We start from the raw sequence: 21,330 nt of genomic DNA, 5'->3' as shown, positions 1-21,330 counted from the left end.
ACAAGTAAAAATATTGTGAAATAAAATGATTGATTATGACTGATAATGGTGCTATGATAAGCATAGAAAGAACGGAGGTAGAAAAGAATGATTTACACAGTAACATTTAATCCGTCACTGGATTATATTGTGACAGTCAATGATTTCCGGCTTGGAGAGACGAACCGGACGGCATCAGAGCAGATGCTCCCGGGAGGCAAAGGAATCAACGTGTCTACGGTACTGGAAAATCTCGGATTTGATAATACAGCGCTTGGATTTGTGGCAGGATTTACCGGAAGAGAGATTGTAAGCAAAGTACGGGAGCTTGGATTTCAAAGTGAATTTATTGAGCTTGACGAGGGATGGTCAAGAATCAATATCAAAATGAAGGATTTTGACGGAACCGAGATCAATGGACAGGGACCGGCGATCAGCGGGGCGGCTTTGCAGGCACTTCTGGAAAAGCTGGACGGACTGAAAGAAGGAGACGTCCTGGTGCTGGCAGGAAGTATTCCGGCAAGTATTCCGGAAACGATTTATGCGGAGATTATGAAGCGGTTGGATGGAAAAGGAGTGCTCACAGTGGTGGATGCGACCAATGACCTGCTGATGGAAGTACTTCCGTATCATCCATTCCTGATCAAACCGAATCAGCACGAACTGGGAGCGATATTCGGAGTGGAACTTGATACGCAGGAATCTGTTGTGCCGTATGCCCGGAAAATGCAGGAACGGGGTGCGCTGAATGTGCTCGTATCCATGGGCGGCAAGGGAGCCGTGCTTCTGGATGCAGACGGAGAGGTGCATATGCTTCCGGCGCCGGAAGGAACTCTTGTCAATGCAGTGGGCGCAGGAGACTCCATGGTGGCAGGATTTCTGGCAGGATGGCTGGAAAAGAAAGATTACGAACATGCTTTCCGGATGGGAGTGTCCGCAGGAAGTGCCAGTGCCTTCTCGGAGCGTCTGGCAACAAGAGCAGAGGTGGAAACATTGTATCGATCGATAGAGGATGGGAGGAAATAGAGGATGAGAATCACAGAATTACTGGATAAAAGAAGTATTTCTCTTACTGCCGCGCCGGCTTCCAAAAGCGAAGCACTTGATATGGCAGTGGATCTGATGGCGGCAAGCGGAAAGATCCGGGACAAAGAAGCGTACCGGAAAGAAGTGTATTTAAGAGAAGAAGAAAGTACGACCGGAGTCGGAGGCGGCATTGCGATTCCGCACGGAAAATGTGACGCAGTGGAAAAGCCTGGCCTTGCAGCGATGGTGATCAAAGACGGAGTGGATTTTGATTCTCTGGACGGGGAACCGGTAAATTTGATTTTCCTGATTGCCGCGCCGAATACAAAGGATAATATTCACCTGGATGTGCTGAGCAAACTTTCTATTCTCCTGATGGATGAGCAGTTTTCAGAGAATCTGAAAAAAGCATCCACACCGGAAGAATTCCTTCAGATCATCGATGAGGCAGATGAAGAGAAACCGGATGTCGATGAACAGCTGGCGGCACAGACGGAGTCCGAACCGCAGGAAAAGGCATGCAGGATTCTGGCAGTGACTTCATGTCCGACTGGTATTGCACACACGTATATGGCTGCGGAAGGAATCGAAAAAGCAGCGAAAAAGGCAGGATGCTTTGTAAAGGTAGAGACGAGGGGATCCGGCGGAGCAAAGAACGTACTGACAGAAGAGGAAATCGCAGAGGCAGACTGTATCATCGTTGCAGCAGACGCAGAAGTACCAATGGACCGTTTCCATGGAAAACGTCTGATCGAATGCCCGGTTTCCGATGGAATCGGTAAGGCAGATCAGCTTGTAGAGCGGGCGATGCATGGTGATGTGCCGATTTACAAAAGCGGAAATCCGAATGCAGGCAAGTCACAGAAATCATCCGGAGGCGGAGCCCACAAGGTATATACACAGCTGATGAACGGAGTTTCCCACATGCTTCCGTTCGTAGTTGGAGGCGGTATCCTCATTGCCCTTGCGTTTCTGATTGATGGCCTCAGCGTCGATATCAATTCCCTTTCCGATGAGATGCGTGCAAACTTCGGTACGATCACGCCGGTAGCAGCGGCATTGAAAGGAATAGGAGATACGGCATTTGGATTCATGCTCCCAGTACTTGCAGGATTCATTGCCATGAGCATCGGAGACCGTCCGGCACTGGCAGTCGGATTTGTCGGTGGAATGCTCGCATCTCAAGGAAAATCCGGATTTCTTGGAGCTCTTCTTGCGGGATTTGTAGCAGGATACCTGATTCTCCTTCTGAGAAAAGTATTTGTGAAACTGCCGCAGTCCATTGAAAAGATTGCGCCGGTGCTTCTGTATCCATTGTTCGGAATTCTGATTATGGGACTTCTGATGAACTATGTGATTGAGCCTCCGGTCGGAGCATTGAATACCGCGCTCAATACAGGACTGACCAATATGAGCGGAAGCAGCAAGATTCTCCTTGGAATTATCGTTGCGGGTATGATGTCCATCGATATGGGAGGACCGTTCAACAAAGCGGCATATGTATTTGGAACCGCATCCATTGCAGCCGGTAACTATGATATCATGGCAGCTGTTATGATCGGCGGTATGGTACCTCCATGCGCCATCGCTCTGGCGACACTGCTCTTTAAGAAGAAATTTACAAAAGAAGAACGGGAATCCGGTCCGGTAAACTTTATCATGGGACTTGCGTTTATTACAGAAGGAGCGATCCCGTTTGCGGCATCTGATCCGATCCATGTCCTTCCGTCCTGTATCATCGGTGCCGCAGTATCAGGTGCGCTTTCCATGGCATTTGGCTGTACTTTGATGGCTCCGCATGGCGGAATCTTCGTATTCCCGGTTGTGGATCATGCCCTGATGTATCTTGTATCCCTGGTAATCGGTACGATTGTCGGAGCCGTACTCCTTGGAATACTTAAAAAAAGGGTAGAAGAATAAAGAAAAAATCAAACAGCATTACGCCGCGAGAAGATTATCACATCCGCGGCGTATTTTGATTCGGGTGGGAGATTGACGGGAAAGGAGAATTCTACTATAGTTATATGAGAGAAAAAGGTTTAGTCGGAGGGAAGGTTATGCTGACAGAAAAACGACAAAAAGAGATCCTGAAACTTCTGGGAGAGAAAGGAAGCGTGACCGTTCAGGAACTGACAGAAAAGCTGAATGCGTCCGAGTCCACAATTCGGAGAGACCTGACACTTCTCCATCAGAAAGGAGAGTTGGTCAAGGTGTTTGGAGGAGCTGTCCAGACAGAATCCAGGATCAATATCCGGGAAGAAAAAGTTGCTCTCAGGAAAGAATTGAAAAAAGAGGAAAAAATCCGGATTGCCAGGTATGCGGCATCGCTTGTGGAGCCGGATGATTTTGTCTACCTGGATGCCGGCACGACAACGGAATACATGATTCCGTTTCTGACAGAGAAGTCAGCCGTCTTTGTGACCAATGCGGTTTCACACGCTCTGCAGCTCACGGAGAATGGGTTCCGGGTGATCCTGATCGGCGGCGAACTCAAAGCGGCGACCGAGGCGATTGTTGGAAACGAAGCCTACGTCAATCTCCAGAAATATAATTTTACAAAAGGTTTTTTCGGAACGAACGGGGTAAACCGGACGTCCGGGTTTACGACGCCGGATATCAATGAGGCGATGATAAAAGGATGTGCGATGAAACATGCCCAAAAGCCGTATGTACTCTGTGACAGCAGCAAATTTCTGGTATCGAGTCCTGTAAGCTTTGGAGAATTCGGGGATGCAATGATTATTACGGACCGATGCCCGGATGAAAGCATGTATTCGGACAGCAATATTATCATAGTAGAATAGGACAGATACATGTTATGATCCCGGAAAAAACAGCAGGAATTCATCCTGCTGTTTTTTTGTTGACAGAACACTGATCTTTCGATAAGATGGGAAATATTTAGAGGGATGATGAGCCGGAAAGGGGAAATCTGCATTAAGAATTGTTCAGAACTTTTTCAGGAACGGTTAAGATCTGCCGTTGATAATAGAAGTATCAAAGGAAGCAGATATAAAGATACATAACAAAGCAGCCTTTGAAACAGAAAAAGAAAGTGAGGAACAGATTTTATGCAGGAACAGAAAAAAGAAAAAGGAAAAAAAGGATTTGTAAAGAAAGGCCTCATTCTGGCACTGGTTGGAGCAATGGTGTTTGCCATGGCAGCATGTGGAGGAAAAGATGATAAAAAGTCCACAGCAAAAAGCACTGCCGGGAGCAGCTCAAGCTCCGAAAAAAAAGATTCCGATAAGAAAGTCACTGAATCTGAAAAGAAGGACTCCGATAAGAAAGTCACTGAGTCTGAAAAGAAGGACTCCGATAAAAAAGTCACTGAGTCTGAAAAGAAGGATTCCAAAAAGAAAAGCGGGAAAACTTCAAAGAACAACAAAACAAGAGGAAAAGCATCCGGGAATACGAAATCAGGAAAGACGGGTTCAGGAAAGAGTTCAAAATAATAAGAACAGGAATCAAAACAGGTGATACAGGGTGTGCTTCTTTCGGGAGGCGGACCCTGTTGTTTTGTCAGAGTGAGTGTAAGGTGAGTAAATGGAACGGATTTTAATGATTGAAGATGATGAAGACATCAGGGAAGGAGTGAGGATTCTTCTTGAAGGAGAAGGTTATGAAGTGCTTGAGGCAAAGAATGGGGGGGAAGGTCTGCAGCTGCTGGCAGAGGGGCCTGATCTTGTGATTCTGGACATCATGATGCCCGGGATGTCCGGACTGAAGACATGTGAAGAGATCCGGAAAATTTCGTATGTACCGGTACTGTTTCTGACCGCAAAAGCGCAGGAATCGGACAAACTGATCGGATTAATGGCAGGCGGGGATGATTATCTTCCGAAGCCGTTTTCCTATTCGGAACTTCTTGGAAGAGTCAAGGCTTTGATCCGCAGATGGAAAACATACCGCGGAAAGGAACCGGATCGAAAAAAGGACACGTATCTGGAACAGGCCGGAATCCGTTTGAATGAAATGTTTAATGAAGTTTTTGTCCGGGGTGGAAGTACAGAGCTTTCCGAAATTGAATACCAGATTTTAAAACTGATGATGCAGCATCCGGGGAAGATTTTTTCGGCCCAGAATCTTTATGAAAGTGTCTGGGATGAACCATATTTTTACAATTGCAATGGTACGGTAATGGTGCATATCCGGAAACTACGGGTAAAAATAGAGGAAGATCCGAAAAATCCACAGAGAATTCAGACTGTATGGGGGAAGGGGTACCGATTTGGATAATGGGAAGAAAAAAATTCATTCATTATATTTTGAACTGATCCGCCTGCTTCTGGTATCAGCAACAGTTTCTCTTTTGTTTTTTTTCATATTGAACCGGGCGGGGGAAAATCTGCTTACATTTTATTTTTATGAAAGTGATTATGTACAGAAAGCAAGTGACCATTCCATCAAAAATCTCCAGGAATATGTTACAGAAAACCATGTTTCCTCCAATGATTCTGAAAAGCTGACGAAATGGGTGAATGAACAGAAAATCGTTGCAATCAGTGTCTATAAGGAGGAACTTCTGACATATGATTCTCTGTATCCGGATGAAGAAGTGGAGAATGCCGCAATAGAAGGCGGGTATTATGAGTGGGAGTCTTACTATACAGTTGAATTTTCGGACGGAACCGCAGATGTATTTCTGTATGGATTCTTTTCCTACCAGTTTTACAGCTATGCGCTGATTGCCGAGATTCTGCTTGCTGTGGCGTTGTTTATTATGACAGCGGTACTGGGGATCCGTAAACCTGTAAAATATATTGGAAAGCTGAAAGAAGAATGTGAGATTCTGGGAAATGGCGATCTGGAATATCAGATTTCGGTAATAGGAAAGGATGAGCTTGCCGATCTTGCGTCCGGAATGGATCACATGCGCAGGGCTTTGAAAGAAAGTATAGAAAAAGAAGAAGAACTGTCCCGGGCAAATCGAAGAATGATTACGGAAATGTCCCACGATCTGAGAACACCGCTCACTTCTTTGCTTCTCTATACAGATATTCTGGCGAAAAAAGAGATCCATGATATGGAGCAGATCCGGGAATACATCCGCAAAATTGACCGGAAAGCCCACCAGATCAAAGTTATGTCGGACCATATTTTTGAGTATGCCCTCGTAACAGAAGATATGGAAGTCAGGACCGGAGAGCAGGAAAGCCTGGACAGCATCTTTTATGATCCGCTCTCTGAGATGGCGGGGTATCTGGAAGAAAAAGGCTACAGAGTCGATGTAGAATGGAAAGACGAGGATGGGAAAATTTGTGTGGATCCGGAATACATCAACCGGATTCTGGATAATCTCGTCTCTAATATTGTAAAATACGCAGATCCGGAAGAACCTGTCCGGATTCGGACAGTCTGCAGGGATTCCTGTCTGGGGATCTGTTTTTCCAACCGGATCTTGCGGGAAACGGACGAAAGAAAAGAGAGTACGAAAATCGGGCTTCACAACATTCGAAAGATGATGAAAAAAATGCGGGGAGTTTCCGAGGTATGTCAGGAAGACGGCATGTTCTTTCTGACGATACTCTTTCCAAGAACAGAAGAATAGAGCAAATCCTGCCGGGAGATATGATGTTTCCACAGGCAGGATTTTTTCGTGTACCCGGGAAAGTTCTGAACAAAAAAAGGAGGAGCCGTCCTGGCGGCTCCTGAAGGAAGAGAGAAAAATCTATCTAAAAAAATCTAAATGTCTAGGCGAAGGACAACAATCACAAAGAATTAGGAACTCTTTCCAACTGTTGTCTTCTTCTTCTCTGAAGATGTTTATAGTATAGCGCACAAATGTGAGTAATTTATGTCTCCGCGATGAAGGATTTATAAAAGAACTTAAGAAAATATAAACATCATCTGAATGATTTGGAAAGCTTGCAGATACAATAAAAGGAAACAGGTTTTCCGGAGGATGAAGAAGTGAGAAAGAAGAGAAGAATAGTCATATATCTGTTTGTTCTGGCGCTTTTGGCAGGTATGTCTGTTATCTGTATTCTGGGCAGAAAAGCAGAGAATCCGGAACAGAATAATACGGAAACAGTATCCGGAAACATGGAGGTGCACTTTCTGGATGCAGGACAGGGGGACAGCATTCTTGTGCGGTCGGAGAATGAAAATTTACTGATTGATGCAGGGACCAATGAGGATGAAGAAATGGTCGTTTCCTATTTAAAAAAACAGGGGGTAGAAAAGCTTGATTATGTCATTGCCACACATCCTCATATTGATCATATCGGCGGGATGGATGCTGTAATTGAAACCTTTCCGGTGGGAACCTGTTTCCTTCCGGAAGAAACGTATGATACAGAAAGCTTTCAAGAAGTTCTTACCGCGCTGGATGAAGCGGACGTAAAGATCAGACATCCTGAGTTTATGGAAAACTATGAAATAGGAAGCGGCAGATTTGTATTTATCACGCCGGATTCTGAAAAACAGTATGAAGATATCAACGATTCATCACTCGGGATTCGTCTGACAAATGGTGTACACAGCTTCCTTTTATGCGGAGACATCAGTCAGAGAATCGAAAAAGAGATCCTGAAATCCGGGATCTCAATCCGCTCGGATGTCATGAAACTGAATCATCATGGAAGCCGGGACGCCAACTCATGGAAGTTTTTAAAAGCGGCATCTCCTTCTTTTGTCGTGATAACCTGCGGCACCAGAAATGAGTTCGGACATCCACATGAGAAAGTCATGAAACGGGTGGAGAAACTGGGGGCAGGTGTTTTCCGGACCGACCTTCAGGGAACCATCGTGTTTGAAAGTGACGGGGAAACTCTGAAATGCAGCACCGGTCCGGAGGAAGGAAGCAGAAAATAAGATTGTACACAAAAAGGACATAATTATCTGTTAAAATACAGAAAATAGATAGATTATCGAGAAGAAGGGATGAATTGTTTATGGAGCATATTAAGATACTGGTGGTGGATGACGAAAGCAGAATGCGCAAGCTTGTCAGAGACTTCCTGGAAAGAGCCGGATTCCAGGTGCTTGAAGCAGGAGACGGGATGGATGCGCTGGATGTTTTTTACGATAATCAGGATATCGGACTTATTATTCTGGATGTGATGATGCCGAAGATGGATGGATGGGAAGTATGCAGGGAGATCCGCAAGGAGTCCAAAGTTCCGATCATCATGCTGACGGCAAGAGGAGAAGAGCGGGATGAGCTGAATGGGTTTGAACTTGGCGTCGATGAGTACATTTCCAAGCCGTTCAGTCCGAAAATCCTTGTGGCCCGTGTCAATGCGCTCTTAAGAAGGACGAGCGGACTTGCCATGGATCAGACGGTTTCTGCAGGAGGTATTGAGATTGACAAGGCAGCCCATATCGTGAAAATTGACGGCAATCCGGTCGATTTAAGTTTCAAGGAGTTTGAGCTTCTTACCTATTTTATGGAAAATCAGGGGATTGCCCTGTCCAGAGAGAAGATTTTGAACAATGTATGGAACTACGATTATTTCGGAGATGCCAGAACGATTGATACTCACGTGAAGAAGCTTCGAAACAAGCTGGGGGACAAAGGCGAGTATATCCGGACCATCTGGGGGATGGGCTACAAATTTGAGGTTGCAAAATCATGAAAAAATTTGGAGCAAAGCTCTCTATCCGAAAAAAGATGATGTTCATTTTTGTCGGACTGATTCTTTTTCTTCTGATTCTTCTTGTGTTTGTAAACGGTACATTTGCAGAATGGTACTATATGGCAAATAAACGGTCGGACTTAGTGAGTATTTATAAGGAAATCAGCAAGGTGCAGGAGAAGGATCTTCTGGGAAACGACTCGGAAGTGCTGAAACTGAACCGTATGACCGAGAGAAATAATGTTTCCGTCCTTTTGATTGACAGTTCCATGAGGGTACAGTATGCGAACGTCTATGATGTGAGCATCCTGATAGATCAGGTTCAGGATTATGTGCTCGGCAACAAGCCGCCGCTGCTTGACAGCGGGGACTACCTGATTACAAGGGCGAGAGATGTGATGAGCGGAGCGGAATACCTGGAAATGTGGGCACAGTTTGATAATTCCAATTATCTGCTGATGCGGTGTTCCCTTGACAGTATCCGCTCTAATGTGTCGATTTCCAACCAGTTTATTTTCTATATCGGTATTCTGATTCTTGCGATTGGAATTATTCTTGTTTGGTTTTTCTCAAGAAGAATTTCGGAGCCGCTTCTGGAACTGGCGGAGCTGTCAAAAAAGATGGCAAAGCTTGATTTTGACGCAAAATATACAAGAGGCGGAGCAGACGAGATCGGAATTCTTGGAGAAAGTTTTAATACGATGTCAGATGAGCTGAAAGACAAGATTTCCGAATTAAAGACAGCCAACTATGAACTGCAAAGAGACATCAAAAAGAAGGAACAGGTAGAGACCATGCGTACAGAGTTTATCGGGAATGTATCGCATGAACTGAAAACACCGATTGCACTGATCCAGGGATATGCGGAAGGTTTGAAAGACGGGATCACGGATGATCCGGAAAGTATGGAGTTTTACTGCGATGTCATTATTGATGAGGCCAACAAGATGAACAGGATGGTGAAAAACCTTCTGACGTTGAACCAGCTGGAACAGGGCAGAGACGATACCCAGTTTGAACGGATCGATATCACAAGCCTGATCCGGGGTGTGGTGCAGAGCCTTGAAATCATGGCAAAGCAGAAAGAAGCGGATATCCGTATGAATACCCAGGAGCCGGTTTTTGTATGGGCAGATGAGTTCAAGGTAGAACAGGTTGTGCGAAACTATGTAAGCAATGCCCTGAACCATGTGGATGAAAACCGGATCGTGGATATCCGGATTGAAGAGCGGGATGGTAAGATACGGATCAGCGTCTTCAATACAGGGGAGCCGATACCGGAGGAGGATATCGAACACATCTGGGAGAAATTTTATAAAGTGGACAAGGCAAGAACCAGAGAATATGGAGGAAATGGAATCGGACTTTCGATTGTCAAGGCCATCATGGAATCCTTCCATCAGGATTACGGGGTAAAAAATTATGAAAACGGAGTACAGTTCTGGTTTGAACTTGACAAAAAGTAAAAATGCGGGCGTGTCCCGCATTTTTACATTTTCTTTTTGAAAGGGGTGTGTTAAACTTAGAAAGATAAGGAGTGGATAACAATGATTGCATTGATTGATTATGACGCAGGAAATATGAGAAGTGTGGAGAAGGCGCTTGATTTTCTTGGAGAGAAGCCGGTTGTCACACGAAAACGGGAGGAGATACTGGGAGCAGACCGGATTATCCTTCCGGGAGTCGGGTCTTTTGGAGACGCGATGCACAATCTGGAAGCATTTGGACTGACAGAGGTGATCAAAGAGGCGGTAGAAAAGAAAATTCCGCTGCTTGGAATCTGCCTTGGCATGCAGGTCCTTTTTGAAAAGAGCGAGGAAAGTCCGGGCGTGAAAGGTCTTGGAATTTTAGAAGGTGAGATTGTCAGGTTCCCGAAGACGGAAGGGCTTAAGATTCCGCATATGGGCTGGAATTCTCTTTCCTGTTCGAAGGACGGCAGGCTGTTTGAGGGACTTGAGGAGAATCCTTATGTATATTTTGTCCACTCATACTATCTGAAAGCGAAAGATCCAAAGATCGTAAAAGCAACTGCCGAATATGGAGTGACGATTCATGCCTCGGTGGAGAAGGGCAGCGTCTTCGGATGCCAGTTCCACCCGGAAAAGAGCGGCGGGACAGGGCTTCATATTCTGAAAAATTTCATAGAAAGACAGGGGGAGTAGCAGATGTTTACGAAGAGAATTATTCCATGTCTGGACGTGAACAATGGACGGGTTGTAAAGGGAGTCAACTTTGTAGATTTAAGAGACGCCGGAGATCCGGTGGAAGTCGCAAAGGTTTATGATAAAGAAGGGGCGGACGAACTGGTATTTCTGGATATTACCGCTTCCTCTGATGCAAGAAATACAGTCGTTGACATGGTAGAACAGGTGGCTGAGAATGTCTTTATTCCGTTTACGGTTGGCGGCGGAATCCGTACAGTGGAGGACTTCCGGACGATTTTAAGAGCCGGGGCGGACAAGATTTCCATCAATTCCTCTGCGCTGAATACTCCGGATCTGATCTCGGACGCGGCGTACAAGTTCGGGAGCCAGTGCGTGGTGGTCGCCATCGACGCGAAGAAGCGTGCGGATGGAAGCGGATGGAATGTATACAAAAACGGCGGAAGGATCGACACCGGCCGGGATGCTGTGGAGTGGGCCATGGAGGCCGAGCGGCGCGGCGCAGGGGAAATTCTTCTGACGAGTATGGACGGAGACGGGACGAAGGCAGGATATGACCTGAACGTGACAAGACAGATTGCGGATGCGGTGTCGATTCCGGTGATTGCTTCCGGAGGAGCAGGAGAGCTGTCCCATTTCTATGACGCGTTCAGCGAGGGACATGCGGATGCGGCTCTGGCGGCATCGCTGTTCCATTATAAAGAGCTTACGATCCGGGAAGTCAAGGAGTATCTGAGGGACAAAGGAATCCCGGTCAGACTCTGATGTGAGGAGGCAGCATGGCAGCAATTCAGAATGACTGGCTGGATGCTCTGAAAGAGGAGTTCAGACAGCCTTACTATAAAAAATTATTTCAGACGGTCAACGAGGAGTACCGGACGAGGCAGATTTTCCCGCCGGCGGACGACATTTTCAATGCATTCCACCTGACGCCGCTTCATGAGGTGAAGGTGGTGATACTGGGACAGGATCCGTATCACGGAGAGGGGCAGGCACACGGGCTCTGCTTTTCCGTAAGGCCGGGAGTGGACATTCCGCCTTCTCTTGTCAATATTTATCAGGAGCTTCACGATGATCTGGGATGCACGATCCCGAATCACGGATGCCTCACCAAATGGGCGAAGCAGGGAGTGCTGCTTTTGAATACGGTACTGACAGTACGGGCGCATCAGGCCAATTCCCACAAGGGAATCGGATGGGAAGAGTTTACGGACGCGGCGATCCGGAAATTAAATGAGCAGGACCGGCCGATCGTCTTTATGCTGTGGGGAAGACCGGCCCAGGCGAAGAAATCCATGCTTCACAATCCTAAGCATCTGATTCTGGAGGCCCCGCATCCGAGTCCGCTTTCCGCATACCGGGGATTTTTCGGAAGCAGGCCGTTCAGTCAGGCCAACCGGTTTCTGGAGGCACAGGGGGTAGAGCCTGTGGACTGGCAGATTGAGCCGATGTAAGAAAAGGGAGTATGATGTATGAGCAGAAAAATTGATTGTATGGAGACAGAGTGCTGTGACTGTATCGAGATCCACGGGGACTGTATCAAGAAGGTCATGGAACGGATGCCTGCGGAAGAGACACTGAATGATCTGGCCGCCCTGTTTAAGGTGTTCGGAGATCCGACGAGAGTGAAGATTCTCTATGTGCTCTTTCAGTCAGAGCTTTGTGTCTGTGATCTGGCGGAGGTACTGCATATGACACAGTCTGCAATTTCGCATCAGCTTCGGATTTTAAAGCAGATGAAACTGGTTAAGAGCAGACGTGAGGGGAAGACGGTGTTTTATTCGCTGGCGGATGATCATATCCAGACAATTATGAATCAGGGAATGGAACACATACTGGAATAAGAACAGGGAATCATAAAGAAAGATAAGGGTGACAAGGGAAATGAAAAAGCGAGTTGGAATGATTATGGCGGCATGTCTTTTATCCTTTACGATGACAGGATGTGCCACACAGATTGATAAAGGGAAATCCCTTCTTGAGGAGGGAAACTATGAGCAGGCCGCCGAGGCTTTTGAAAAAGCTTTGAAGGATTCCGATATGGAACAGGAAGCATACCGGGGGCTTGGCATCAGCTATTACGAGCTGGAGCAGTATGACAAGGCGGTTTCCGCCTTTGAGTCGGCACTTGAGAAAGGGGCCGAGGCAACGCCGGAGCTTTATAATCTGCTTGGAATTTCGTATATGCAGAGCGGCCAGTATGAAAAAGCGGCAGACTCTTTTGAGACCGGCAGCCAGATGGAAGGCGCCGGGGATGATCTGAAAAAGGAAATGGCCTACAACCAGATCTTCTCTCTGGAAAAGGCAGGAAAGTATACAGAAGCCAGGGAAAAGGCGGACGCATATCTTCAGACCTGGCCGGATGACGAAGATGTGAAAAAAGAGGCAGAGTTTTTAGAAACACAGGCGGGAAATGAATGATTGAAACAGGAAGGAAAAAGGAAAAGGTAATTCTGGTGGCGGCGGCTCTGGATGATCTGGAAAAGGCAGAGCAGTCGCTGGATGAGCTTGGCGAGCTGGTAAAGACAGCGGGAGCGGAAGTGGCCGGACAGATGATCCAGCTAAGAGACGCGGTTCACCCGGGGACTTATATCGGAAGCGGGAAGCTCGACGAGTTAAAGTGGCTTGTATGGGAAAAGGAAGCGGACGGCATTGTCTGTGATGATGAGCTCAGCCCGTCCCAGATCAACAATCTGGAGGAAGTGCTGGACTGTAAGATTATGGACCGGACGCTTGTGATTCTCGATATTTTTGCGGCCAGAGCATCGACTAAAGAGGGAAAGATTCAGGTAGAACTGGCCCAGTTAAAATACCGGCAGTCGAGACTGACCGGACTTGGAAAGAGTCTTTCCAGGCTCGGTGGAGGAATCGGGACAAGAGGACCGGGAGAGAAGAAGCTGGAGATGGACCGGAGACTGATCAAAAGCCGGATCGCCCAGCTGAACCGGGAACTTGCGGATGTCCGCAGACACCGGGAGGTGACAAGGGAGCAGCGAAGCAGAAACCATATGCCGGTCTGTGCGCTTGTGGGATATACCAATGCCGGAAAGTCTACGCTGTTAAATACACTGACAGGTGCATCGGTGCTGGAAGAGGACAAGCTGTTTGCAACACTGGATCCGACAACCAGAGTGCTGAATCTTCCGGGAGGCCAGAAGATTCTTCTTACCGATACGGTCGGATTTATCAGCAAGCTTCCGCATAACCTGATCGAGGCATTCCGCAGTACGCTGGAAGAGGCAAAGTATGCGGATGTGATTCTGCATGTGGCGGACATGTCCAATCCACAGATGGATGAGCAGATGTATGTAACCTATGAGACACTGGAAGAACTCGGAGTATTGAACAAGACCGTGATCACGGTGTTTAATAAATGTGACAAAGCAGGAGAAGACCTTTTGATCCGGGATTTCAAGTCGGATGCAAGAGTCGTGGTCTCTGCAAAGACAGGGCAGGGACTGGATACGCTGAAAGAGATTCTGGAAGACTGGATCAGAGAACAGAGAATGGAGATTAAGCGTCTTTATCCGTATGCGGAGGCAGGAAAGATTCAGTTGATCCGTGCCTACGGAGAAGTGACGAAAGAAGAGTATCAGGCGGAGGGGATCTATATTGAAGGATTCGTTCCGAGAGAACTGTACGGAAAAGTGAATTAGGAGAATGTCATGGCATTACAGTTTATTTTTGGGAGTTCCGGTTCAGGGAAGTCCCATTCTCTATATCAGAAGACAGTAGAAGAAGCGGCTGCAAATCCGGAGAAGACTTATATTGTTCTCGTGCCGGAGCAGTTTTCCATGCAGACTCAGAAAGATCTTGTGGAGGCAAGCCCGAATCATGCGATCATGAATATTGATGTGTTAAGTTTTGGAAGGCTTGCTTATCGTGTCATGGAAGAGACCGGGGGAAACGACCGGATTGTTCTGGATGACGAGGGGAAAAATCTGATTCTCCGGAAGATTGCGGGGGATTATGAGGACGATCTGACTGTCCTTCGTGGAAATCTGAAGCGGCAGGGGTATATCAGCGAAGTGAAATCGGTCATTTCCGAGTTTACCCAGTACGATATTGGAGAAGAAGAGCTTGACCGGATGATGGAGCAGGCGGGGGAAGGAACCTCGCTTTATTATAAGCTTTCTGATTTGAAGAAGGTGTACGAAGGCTTCTATGCCTATCTGGAGGAAAAATATATCACAAGAGAGGAGATTCTGGATCTGCTCTGCGAGAGGGTGCCGCAGTCTGCCATTCTGCGGGACAGCATCATTGCGCTGGACGGTTTTACCGGATTTACCCCGGTTCAGAACCGGCTGCTGGAGCAGCTTCTCAAGGTGTGTCAGGATGTCCGGGTGACAGTGACGATTCCGAAGAATGAGAATCCTTATCTTTATCAGGGACCGTACCAGCTGTTTTCTCTCAGTAAAGAGATGACGACAAAGCTCCTTGCCATCTGCCGGGAGAAGAAGATTACGGTGAACGATCCCGTATGGATGGAGGGAGAGATTCCGTACCGGTTCCGCGAAAATACTCCGATGGCCTTTCTGGAACGTCATCTTTTCCGCTACGGCAAGGCCCGTTACGAAGAAGAACAGGACCGGATCCGGATCTGCCATGCGGCAACGCCGGGGCAGGAAGTGGAAGCGGCAGCAAGAAAGATCCGTTCCCTTGTCCGGACAAAGGGATGGAGATACCGGGATTTTGCGGTGATCGTGCCGGATCTGTCCGCTTATTCGGATGATATCCGGACAATTTTTTCCGAATACGGGATTCCGGTATTTGCAGACCAGAAACGAAGTGTGCTGTTAAATCCATTTGTAGAATACGTCCGCAGTGTGACGGCCATGATCCAGAAGGGATTTACCTACGAAAGCGTATTCCGGTTTCTGAGGACGGGCCTTAGCGGATTTACGATGGAGGAAGTTGACACACTGGAAAACTATGTGCTTGCCCTTGGAATCCGGGGATACAAAAAGTGGCAGGGCGCCTGGATCCGGAAAAGCAAAGGGATGAGCGAAGAAGAGCTTGCAAAAGTCAATCATCTTCGTGTCCGGTTTATCGAAAAGGTGGACAGTCTTGTCTTTGTGCTGCGGCAGCAGAAAAAGACGGTAAGGGACATTACGGAAGCGCTTTATGATTTTCTCGTGCAGGAAGGCATGTACGGGAAGGTCCGGGAGCAGGAGCAGTTTTTTGAGAAGAGCGGCGAAGCAGCCCTTGCAAAGGAGTATTCCCAGGTGTACCGGATTGTCATCGATCTGTTTGATAAATTTGTAGCGCTTCTCGGGGAGGAGACGGTTTCTCTGGAGGAATACGGGGAGCTTCTGGACGCCGGACTCGAGGAAGCCAAAGTCGGTGTCATTCCGCCGGGAATTGATGAAGTTATGGCCGGGGACATGGAGCGGACGAGGCTTACTGATATCAAAGCCCTGTTTTTCCTTGGCGCAAACGACAGCTTCCTTCCAGGGCAGCTTGGCTCGGGCGGGCTGCTCTCCGAGTATGACCGGGAGAAAATCCGGTCCGGAGGGACGGAACTTTCCGCCGGAGGGAAAGAACAGGCCTATATTCAGAAATTTTATCTGTACACGATGCTGACTAAACCACAGGAACTGCTGTACCTGTCTTATGCTTCGGTGGCGGCGGACGGGACTTCTCTCAGACCGTCTTATCTGATCCGGGATATTCAGAAGCTGTTTCCGCGTCTGACTGTGACGCGGGAGGAGGAACGGACCCTGAAAGAGACGGAACTGACCGGGAAAAACGGTCTGGAACTTCTGATCCGGGGACTTCAGAATGAGGAGACGGAAGATCCGCAGTGGCAGGAGCTTTATGCCTGGTATAAAAAGGATTCGAAACGCAGTCAAAGTCTGGAACAGGTGATGCAGGCACATTTTTACCGGATGCCGGATGACCGTCTCTCAAAGAAGGCGGCAGAGATTCTTTACCGGGAAGGAATCGACAAAGGTGTGACCCGTCTGGAGAAATATGCATCCTGTGCTTTTGCGCATTTTATGGCCTATGGACTGCGGTTAAGTGAGCGGCAGGAGTATGAATTCAAACCTCTGGACTGGGGAAATCTTTTCCACAAGGCAATGGAACATTTTGCGGGAAAGGCGGAAAGGCTGGATATCCCGGTTACGGATATCACCGACGAGATGCGCCGGGAAATGGTGGACGCCTGCGTGGAGGAAAGTATCATTGATTATGAAAATACCGTGCTTTACAGTACGAAGCGCCGGGAATATCTGATTACGAGGATGAAGAGGCTTGTGGACCGGACGGTATGGGCGCTGCTTCGTCAGCAGAAAATGGGGGATTTCCGGCAGACCGGGACAGAAGTCCGGTTTGCGGGAGGCGTCATCGACCGGGTCGATACGTGTGAAGATGAAAATCAGGTCTATGTCAAGGTGACGGATTATAAGACCGGATCCAAGTCCTTTGACATCACGTCCTTTTATTACGGACTTCAGCTTCAGCTTGCGGTCTACATGAATGCGGCCCTGGAGCTGGAGCGGAAGAAGCATCCGAGCAAGGAAGTGATTCCGGCGGGAATCTTTTATTATCAGATGAAGGATCCGATGGTTCCGAAATCCGACGAAGAGCAGGCCGAGGAGGAGCTGTTAAAAGAGCTCCGTCCCGATGGCCTTGTGAATTCCGATCCGGATGTTCTCGGACATCTGGATCATACGGGAGCGAAAAGTTCTCTTGCGGCGCCGTTTGGAAGGAACAAAGACGGAAGCGTTTCTAAAACCTCCCGGGCCGCGTCAAAGGCGGAATTCGGACTTCTGTCTTCTTATACAAAGAGGAAGACGAAGCAGCTTAAAGAAGAGATCCTGAAAGGGAATGTCAAAAAGGAGCCTTATGAACTGGGGATGAACACCGGGTGCGATTACTGCCCGTACCACAGTATCTGCGGGTTTGATGAGAGAATCGAGGGGTGCGGCTACCGAAGCCTTGTATCGAAAAAACGGGAGGAGATTTTCCGGCTGATTGCGCAGGAACTCTCGGAACAGGAAGGGGAGTGAGAATCATGGGATGGACAAAAGAACAGGAGCAGGTTATAGCGGCCAGAGGATGTAATCTTCTCGTCTCAGCGGCGGCAGGCTCCGGAAAGACGGCCGTCCTTGTGGAGCGGATCATTACCAGACTGACGGAAGGGGAAAATCCTCTCGATGTGGATCAGCTTCTCGTTGTGACCTTTACAGAGGCAGCGGCAGCCGAGATGAAAGAGAGAATCCGCGGTGCCATTGAAAAGAAGCTGGAGACAGATCCGGACAATGCGCATCTGCAGCGGCAGGCAACGCTCATCCACCATGCAAAGATCACGACGATCCACAGCTTCTGTCTGTCTGTGATCCGGGATTATTTCCACACGATTGATCTGGAGCCGGGGTTTCGGACGCTGGAAGAAGGAGAACGAAAACTTCTGATGCAGGAAGTGATGGAAAACCTTCTGGAAGAGGAGTATGCAATAGGGGAAAGCTCATTTACTGACTTTGTAGAGATGGCATCAACGGGAAGAGACGACAAAAAAGTCGAGGAGTTGATTCTGGAGCTCTATGAGTTTTCACGAAGCAATCCGGATCCGGAAGAATGGCTTCTGGACAGCATCGAAGGATATGAATCCATCAAAAGCGAACCGTGGGATACGATTCCGTTTGTCCAGGCGGCTATGGAGCATACAAAGGAAACACTGGAGGATATGGAAAGTGAACTGCGTTACGCGGCAGAGCTGTGTGAGGAGCCGGACGGACCGGCCGCATATGCCGATACGATTTCCTCGGATATCGGACTGATCCGCTCTCTGCGGTCAGAGGAGACCTTTGGGGAGCTTCAGGAGCAGATTGCGGGGGCGTCGTTCGCAAGGCTTGCGGCGAATAAAGATAAATCAGTTTCCGAGGAGAAGACGGCATTTGTCAAGTCCTTGCGGGATCAGGTTAAAAAGGAACTGTCCGCTCTGAAAGAACAGTTCTTCTATGAGACCGAGGCGGATTTAAAAGAGGATATGGAACAGGCAGCCCCGTTTGCCGGGGAGCTTGTGCGCCTGACAATTGCGTTTGGACGGGCTTTTGAAGAAAAGAAGAGAAATGCCGGTGTGATTGACTTTGGGGATATGGAGCAGTATGCGCTCCGGATCCTGAAAAAAGAAGAAATCGCCGAGGAATACCGGAAGAAATACGAAGAGATCATGATCGATGAGTATCAGGACAGCAACCTGATTCAGGAGACGCTTCTGATGCAGATTTCACGGATCAGTCATGGGCAGTACAATGTCTTTATGGTAGGGGATGTGAAGCAGAGCATCTACCGGTTCCGGCTTTCCAGGCCGGAACTTTTCATGGCAAAGTACGCATCCTATGAGACGGCCGGAGAGGGGGACCAGCGCAGAATTGACCTGCACAAAAATTTCCGCAGCCGGGGGGAAGTGCTGGATGCGGTCAATTTCCTGTTTTATCAGATCATGACAGTATCTCTTGGAAGAGTGGAGTACGATGAGCAGGCGGCCCTGTACGTGGGGGCACAGTTCGAGGAAAAGGAAGGATTTGATACGGAGATCCTGCTGATCGAAGAGGGAGAGTCGCTGGAGGCAAAAGAGCTGGAAGCGCGGGCTGTGGCGGCCCGGATCAAGGAGCTTCTGAAAAATACGGAGGTGCTGGACAAGGAGACCGGTGTCTATCGAAAGGCATCCTACAGAGATATCGTGATTCTTCTCCGAAGCCTCAAAGGGTGGACGGATGTCTTTTCGAAGGTGCTGAATGAGGAAGGAATTCCGACATTCTGCGGGACAAAGGAAGGATACTTCCAGACAAGGGAGATCAGTCTTCTTTTAGACTATCTGAAAATTCTGGATAATGAAAAGCAGGATCTTCCGCTTGCGGCAGTGCTTTCCTCCTGTTTTGGCGGACTGACAAATGAGGAGCTTGCAAGGATCCGGTGCGCGTATCCGGAAGAGCCGTTTTACCAGGCGGCGGCAGATTTTGCGAGGGACACGAAAGATGATAAACTTGGCGTATTTTACGAACAGGTACACAGGTTTCGGGAACAGGTGCCGTACACAGCGATTCATGAACTGCTGGAGCAGGTTGTATCTCAAACCGGATACCGGGACTATGTCCTTGCCATGCCGGGCGGCATACAAAGAAGAGCGAATCTGGATATGCTGATCGAGAAAGCAAAAGCGTATGAAAGCACGAGTTACAAAGGACTATTTCATTTCCTGCGGTACGTGGAGCAGCTGCAGAAATATCAGGTCGATTACGGGGAAGCCAATACAAGCGATGAGATGGCTGACACGGTGCGCCTCATGAGTATTCATAAAAGTAAAGGTCTGGAATTCCCGATCGTGATTGTCTCCGGAATGGGAAAGAAGTTTAACACCCAGGATATTCAGAGAAAGGTGGTCATCCATCAGGATCTGGGGATCGGTGTGGATGCAGTCTATTTAAAAGAGCGGATGCAGGCACCGTCCTTTTTGAAAAAGATGATCCAGAATGAAACACGGCTGGAAAATCTGGGAGAGGAGCTCCGTGTCTTATATGTGGCACTTACAAGAGCAAAGGAAAAGCTTATTATCACCGGAACTCTGAAACATGCCGGGGAAAAGCAAAAGCAGTATGAGCGGGTGAAAAGCCAGACAGAGAGGCAGCTTTCCTTCGGGCTTTTGCAAAAGGCAGGAAGCTATCTGGACTTCCTGATTCCGGCGCTGGTCCGGCTGGATGATCCGGAATGGTCAGAGAAGGTGCCGATTCGTGTAGAAATTCTGACGGAAGAAGACGTGCTGATGGAATCCGTGATGGAGGAAGAAAGAAAACAGATCCGCAGGGAGGATATCGAAGCCATTGATCCGGAGCAGCTCTATGATGAGGAAATCCGGAATCATCTGATGGAAAGCTATCTCTTCCGGTATCCGTATGAAGAGGAAAGCCGGTGGAAGAGAAAGTTTTCTGTATCGGAACTGAAACGGGCGGCGCATGAGCCGCAGCCGGAAGAAGAGGAAAGTGTCCGTATGTTTGAGAAGCCGGAAGAAGAGATCATCCCAAAATTCCGGAAAGGGGAAACGAAGATCCGGGGAGCGGCAAGAGGAACAGCCTACCACCGGATTCTGGAACTTCTGGATTTTGGAAAATCCTATACCATGGAAACACTGGAAGAGGAAATCCGGCAGTTCGTGGAAGCGGAAAAGATCGATGAGGCATCCGCCGGGGCTGTGGAAAGAGAAGACATTCTGAAGTTCTTACAGTCGGACTGTGCGGCCCGGATGCAGAAAGCGGCACAGAACGGAAAGCTGAAAGAAGAGCAGCCGTTTGTGCTTGGCGTGGAAGCAGACCGGATTTATCCGGAAAACGGCGGAGAAAAAAGTGGAGAACTTCTGATTGTGCAGGGGATTATTGACCTGTTTTTCGAGGAAGACGGGGAAATCGTCCTGCTCGATTATAAGACTGACCGTGTCAGAACGGAAGAAGAACTGACAGGGCGTTACCGTATTCAGCTGGAATACTATCAGGAAGCTCTGGAAAAGAGTCTTGGAAAACATGTAAAAGAAAAACTGATCTATTCCTTTGCACTTGGAAAGGAGATCAGAGTATAGGAGGAAG

17 protein-coding genes are annotated in these 21,330 nt (G+C 48.1%); all 17 read left to right on the top strand.

Annotation, left to right across the window (positions count from 1 at the left end; genetic code table 11):
• The first annotated feature begins 87 nt into the window (after window positions 1–87).
• The gene (gene pfkB, locus B5E64_RS15850; RefSeq protein ID WP_087169423.1) at window positions 88–1,005 is read left to right on the top strand and encodes a 1-phosphofructokinase; all 918 of its coding nucleotides are present in this window, start codon (window positions 88–90) and stop codon (window positions 1,003–1,005) included.
• 3 nt (window positions 1,006–1,008) lie between these two features.
• Window positions 1,009–2,925, top strand: a complete 1,917-nt coding sequence (locus B5E64_RS15845; RefSeq protein ID WP_087169422.1) for a fructose-specific PTS transporter subunit EIIC — start codon at window positions 1,009–1,011, stop codon at window positions 2,923–2,925.
• Window positions 2,926–3,029: 104 nt separating this feature from the next.
• Window positions 3,030–3,809, top strand: a complete 780-nt coding sequence (locus tag B5E64_RS15840) for a DeoR/GlpR family DNA-binding transcription regulator (RefSeq protein WP_343284092.1) — start codon at window positions 3,030–3,032, stop codon at window positions 3,807–3,809.
• A gap of 354 nt (window positions 3,810–4,163) precedes the next feature.
• Entirely contained in the window at window positions 4,164–4,460 is a 297-nt protein-coding gene (locus B5E64_RS15835) for a hypothetical protein (RefSeq protein ID WP_140398881.1), read from the top strand.
• A 91-nt stretch (window positions 4,461–4,551) separates the two neighbouring features.
• Window positions 4,552–5,244 (top strand): response regulator transcription factor, encoded by a 693-nt coding sequence (locus B5E64_RS15830; protein WP_087169420.1) that lies wholly within the window; start codon window positions 4,552–4,554, stop codon window positions 5,242–5,244.
• Window positions 5,237–6,556, top strand: coding sequence for a HAMP domain-containing sensor histidine kinase (locus tag B5E64_RS15825; protein WP_087169419.1), 1,320 nt, complete (start codon window positions 5,237–5,239; stop codon window positions 6,554–6,556). Before B5E64_RS15830 ends, B5E64_RS15825 begins: the two co-directional genes overlap by 8 nt.
• A 362-nt stretch (window positions 6,557–6,918) precedes the next feature.
• Window positions 6,919–7,821 (top strand): ComEC/Rec2 family competence protein, encoded by a 903-nt coding sequence (locus tag B5E64_RS15820; RefSeq protein ID WP_087169418.1) that lies wholly within the window; start codon window positions 6,919–6,921, stop codon window positions 7,819–7,821.
• Between the two features lie 80 nt (window positions 7,822–7,901).
• Window positions 7,902–8,585 (top strand): response regulator transcription factor, encoded by a 684-nt coding sequence (locus B5E64_RS15815; RefSeq protein ID WP_087169417.1) that lies wholly within the window; start codon window positions 7,902–7,904, stop codon window positions 8,583–8,585.
• Entirely contained in the window at window positions 8,582–10,051 is a 1,470-nt protein-coding gene (locus B5E64_RS15810) for a HAMP domain-containing sensor histidine kinase (RefSeq protein WP_087169416.1), read from the top strand. Before B5E64_RS15815 ends, B5E64_RS15810 begins: the two co-directional genes overlap by 4 nt.
• Window positions 10,052–10,132: 81 nt before the next feature.
• Entirely contained in the window at window positions 10,133–10,747 is a 615-nt protein-coding gene (gene hisH, locus B5E64_RS15805) for an imidazole glycerol phosphate synthase subunit HisH (protein ID WP_087169415.1), read from the top strand.
• Between the two features lie 3 nt (window positions 10,748–10,750).
• Window positions 10,751–11,512 carry an imidazole glycerol phosphate synthase subunit HisF gene (gene hisF / locus B5E64_RS15800; RefSeq protein WP_087169414.1) on the top strand — a complete coding sequence of 254 codons (762 nt, stop codon included), beginning with the start codon at window positions 10,751–10,753 and terminating at the stop codon, window positions 11,510–11,512.
• A gap of 14 nt (window positions 11,513–11,526) precedes the next feature.
• The gene (ung, locus tag B5E64_RS15795) at window positions 11,527–12,201 is read left to right on the top strand and encodes a uracil-DNA glycosylase (protein WP_087169413.1); all 675 of its coding nucleotides are present in this window, start codon (window positions 11,527–11,529) and stop codon (window positions 12,199–12,201) included.
• An 18-nt stretch (window positions 12,202–12,219) separates the two neighbouring features.
• Window positions 12,220–12,591, top strand: a complete 372-nt coding sequence (locus B5E64_RS15790) for a metalloregulator ArsR/SmtB family transcription factor (RefSeq protein WP_087169412.1) — start codon at window positions 12,220–12,222, stop codon at window positions 12,589–12,591.
• A 40-nt stretch (window positions 12,592–12,631) separates the two neighbouring features.
• Window positions 12,632–13,168, top strand: coding sequence for a tetratricopeptide repeat protein (locus B5E64_RS15785; RefSeq protein ID WP_087169411.1), 537 nt, complete (start codon window positions 12,632–12,634; stop codon window positions 13,166–13,168).
• Entirely contained in the window at window positions 13,165–14,403 is a 1,239-nt protein-coding gene (hflX, locus tag B5E64_RS15780) for a GTPase HflX (RefSeq protein WP_087169410.1), read from the top strand. Before B5E64_RS15785 ends, hflX begins: the two co-directional genes overlap by 4 nt.
• Window positions 14,404–14,412: 9 nt before the next feature.
• Window positions 14,413–17,760, top strand: a complete 3,348-nt coding sequence (gene addB, locus B5E64_RS15775; protein ID WP_087169409.1) for a helicase-exonuclease AddAB subunit AddB — start codon at window positions 14,413–14,415, stop codon at window positions 17,758–17,760.
• A 5-nt stretch (window positions 17,761–17,765) separates the two neighbouring features.
• Window positions 17,766–21,323, top strand: coding sequence for a helicase-exonuclease AddAB subunit AddA (gene addA / locus B5E64_RS15770; RefSeq protein WP_087169408.1), 3,558 nt, complete (start codon window positions 17,766–17,768; stop codon window positions 21,321–21,323).
• Window positions 21,324–21,330 lie beyond the last annotated feature (7 nt).

Origin of the sequence: Drancourtella sp. An12 (assembly GCF_002160935.1) — a bacterium.
GTDB lineage: Bacteria > Bacillota > Clostridia > Lachnospirales > Lachnospiraceae > Sellimonas > Sellimonas catena.
This window is presented reverse-complemented; position numbering and strand designations above follow the sequence as displayed.

Coding starts and splice junctions, on each gene's coding strand:
- pfkB (WP_087169423.1), top strand. CDS start 88: ATGATTTACACAGTAACATTTAATCCGTCACTGGATTATATTGTGACA.
- B5E64_RS15845 (WP_087169422.1), top strand. CDS start 1,009: ATGAGAATCACAGAATTACTGGATAAAAGAAGTATTTCTCTTACTGCC.
- B5E64_RS15840 (WP_343284092.1), top strand. CDS start 3,030: ATGAGAGAAAAAGGTTTAGTCGGAGGGAAGGTTATGCTGACAGAAAAA.
- B5E64_RS15835 (WP_140398881.1), top strand. CDS start 4,164: ATGGCAGCATGTGGAGGAAAAGATGATAAAAAGTCCACAGCAAAAAGC.
- B5E64_RS15830 (WP_087169420.1), top strand. CDS start 4,552: ATGGAACGGATTTTAATGATTGAAGATGATGAAGACATCAGGGAAGGA.
- B5E64_RS15815 (WP_087169417.1), top strand. CDS start 7,902: ATGGAGCATATTAAGATACTGGTGGTGGATGACGAAAGCAGAATGCGC.
- B5E64_RS15810 (WP_087169416.1), top strand. CDS start 8,582: ATGAAAAAATTTGGAGCAAAGCTCTCTATCCGAAAAAAGATGATGTTC.
- hisH (WP_087169415.1), top strand. CDS start 10,133: ATGATTGCATTGATTGATTATGACGCAGGAAATATGAGAAGTGTGGAG.
- hisF (WP_087169414.1), top strand. CDS start 10,751: ATGTTTACGAAGAGAATTATTCCATGTCTGGACGTGAACAATGGACGG.
- ung (WP_087169413.1), top strand. CDS start 11,527: ATGGCAGCAATTCAGAATGACTGGCTGGATGCTCTGAAAGAGGAGTTC.
- B5E64_RS15790 (WP_087169412.1), top strand. CDS start 12,220: ATGAGCAGAAAAATTGATTGTATGGAGACAGAGTGCTGTGACTGTATC.
- B5E64_RS15785 (WP_087169411.1), top strand. CDS start 12,632: ATGAAAAAGCGAGTTGGAATGATTATGGCGGCATGTCTTTTATCCTTT.
- hflX (WP_087169410.1), top strand. CDS start 13,165: ATGATTGAAACAGGAAGGAAAAAGGAAAAGGTAATTCTGGTGGCGGCG.
- addB (WP_087169409.1), top strand. CDS start 14,413: ATGGCATTACAGTTTATTTTTGGGAGTTCCGGTTCAGGGAAGTCCCAT.
- addA (WP_087169408.1), top strand. CDS start 17,766: ATGGGATGGACAAAAGAACAGGAGCAGGTTATAGCGGCCAGAGGATGT.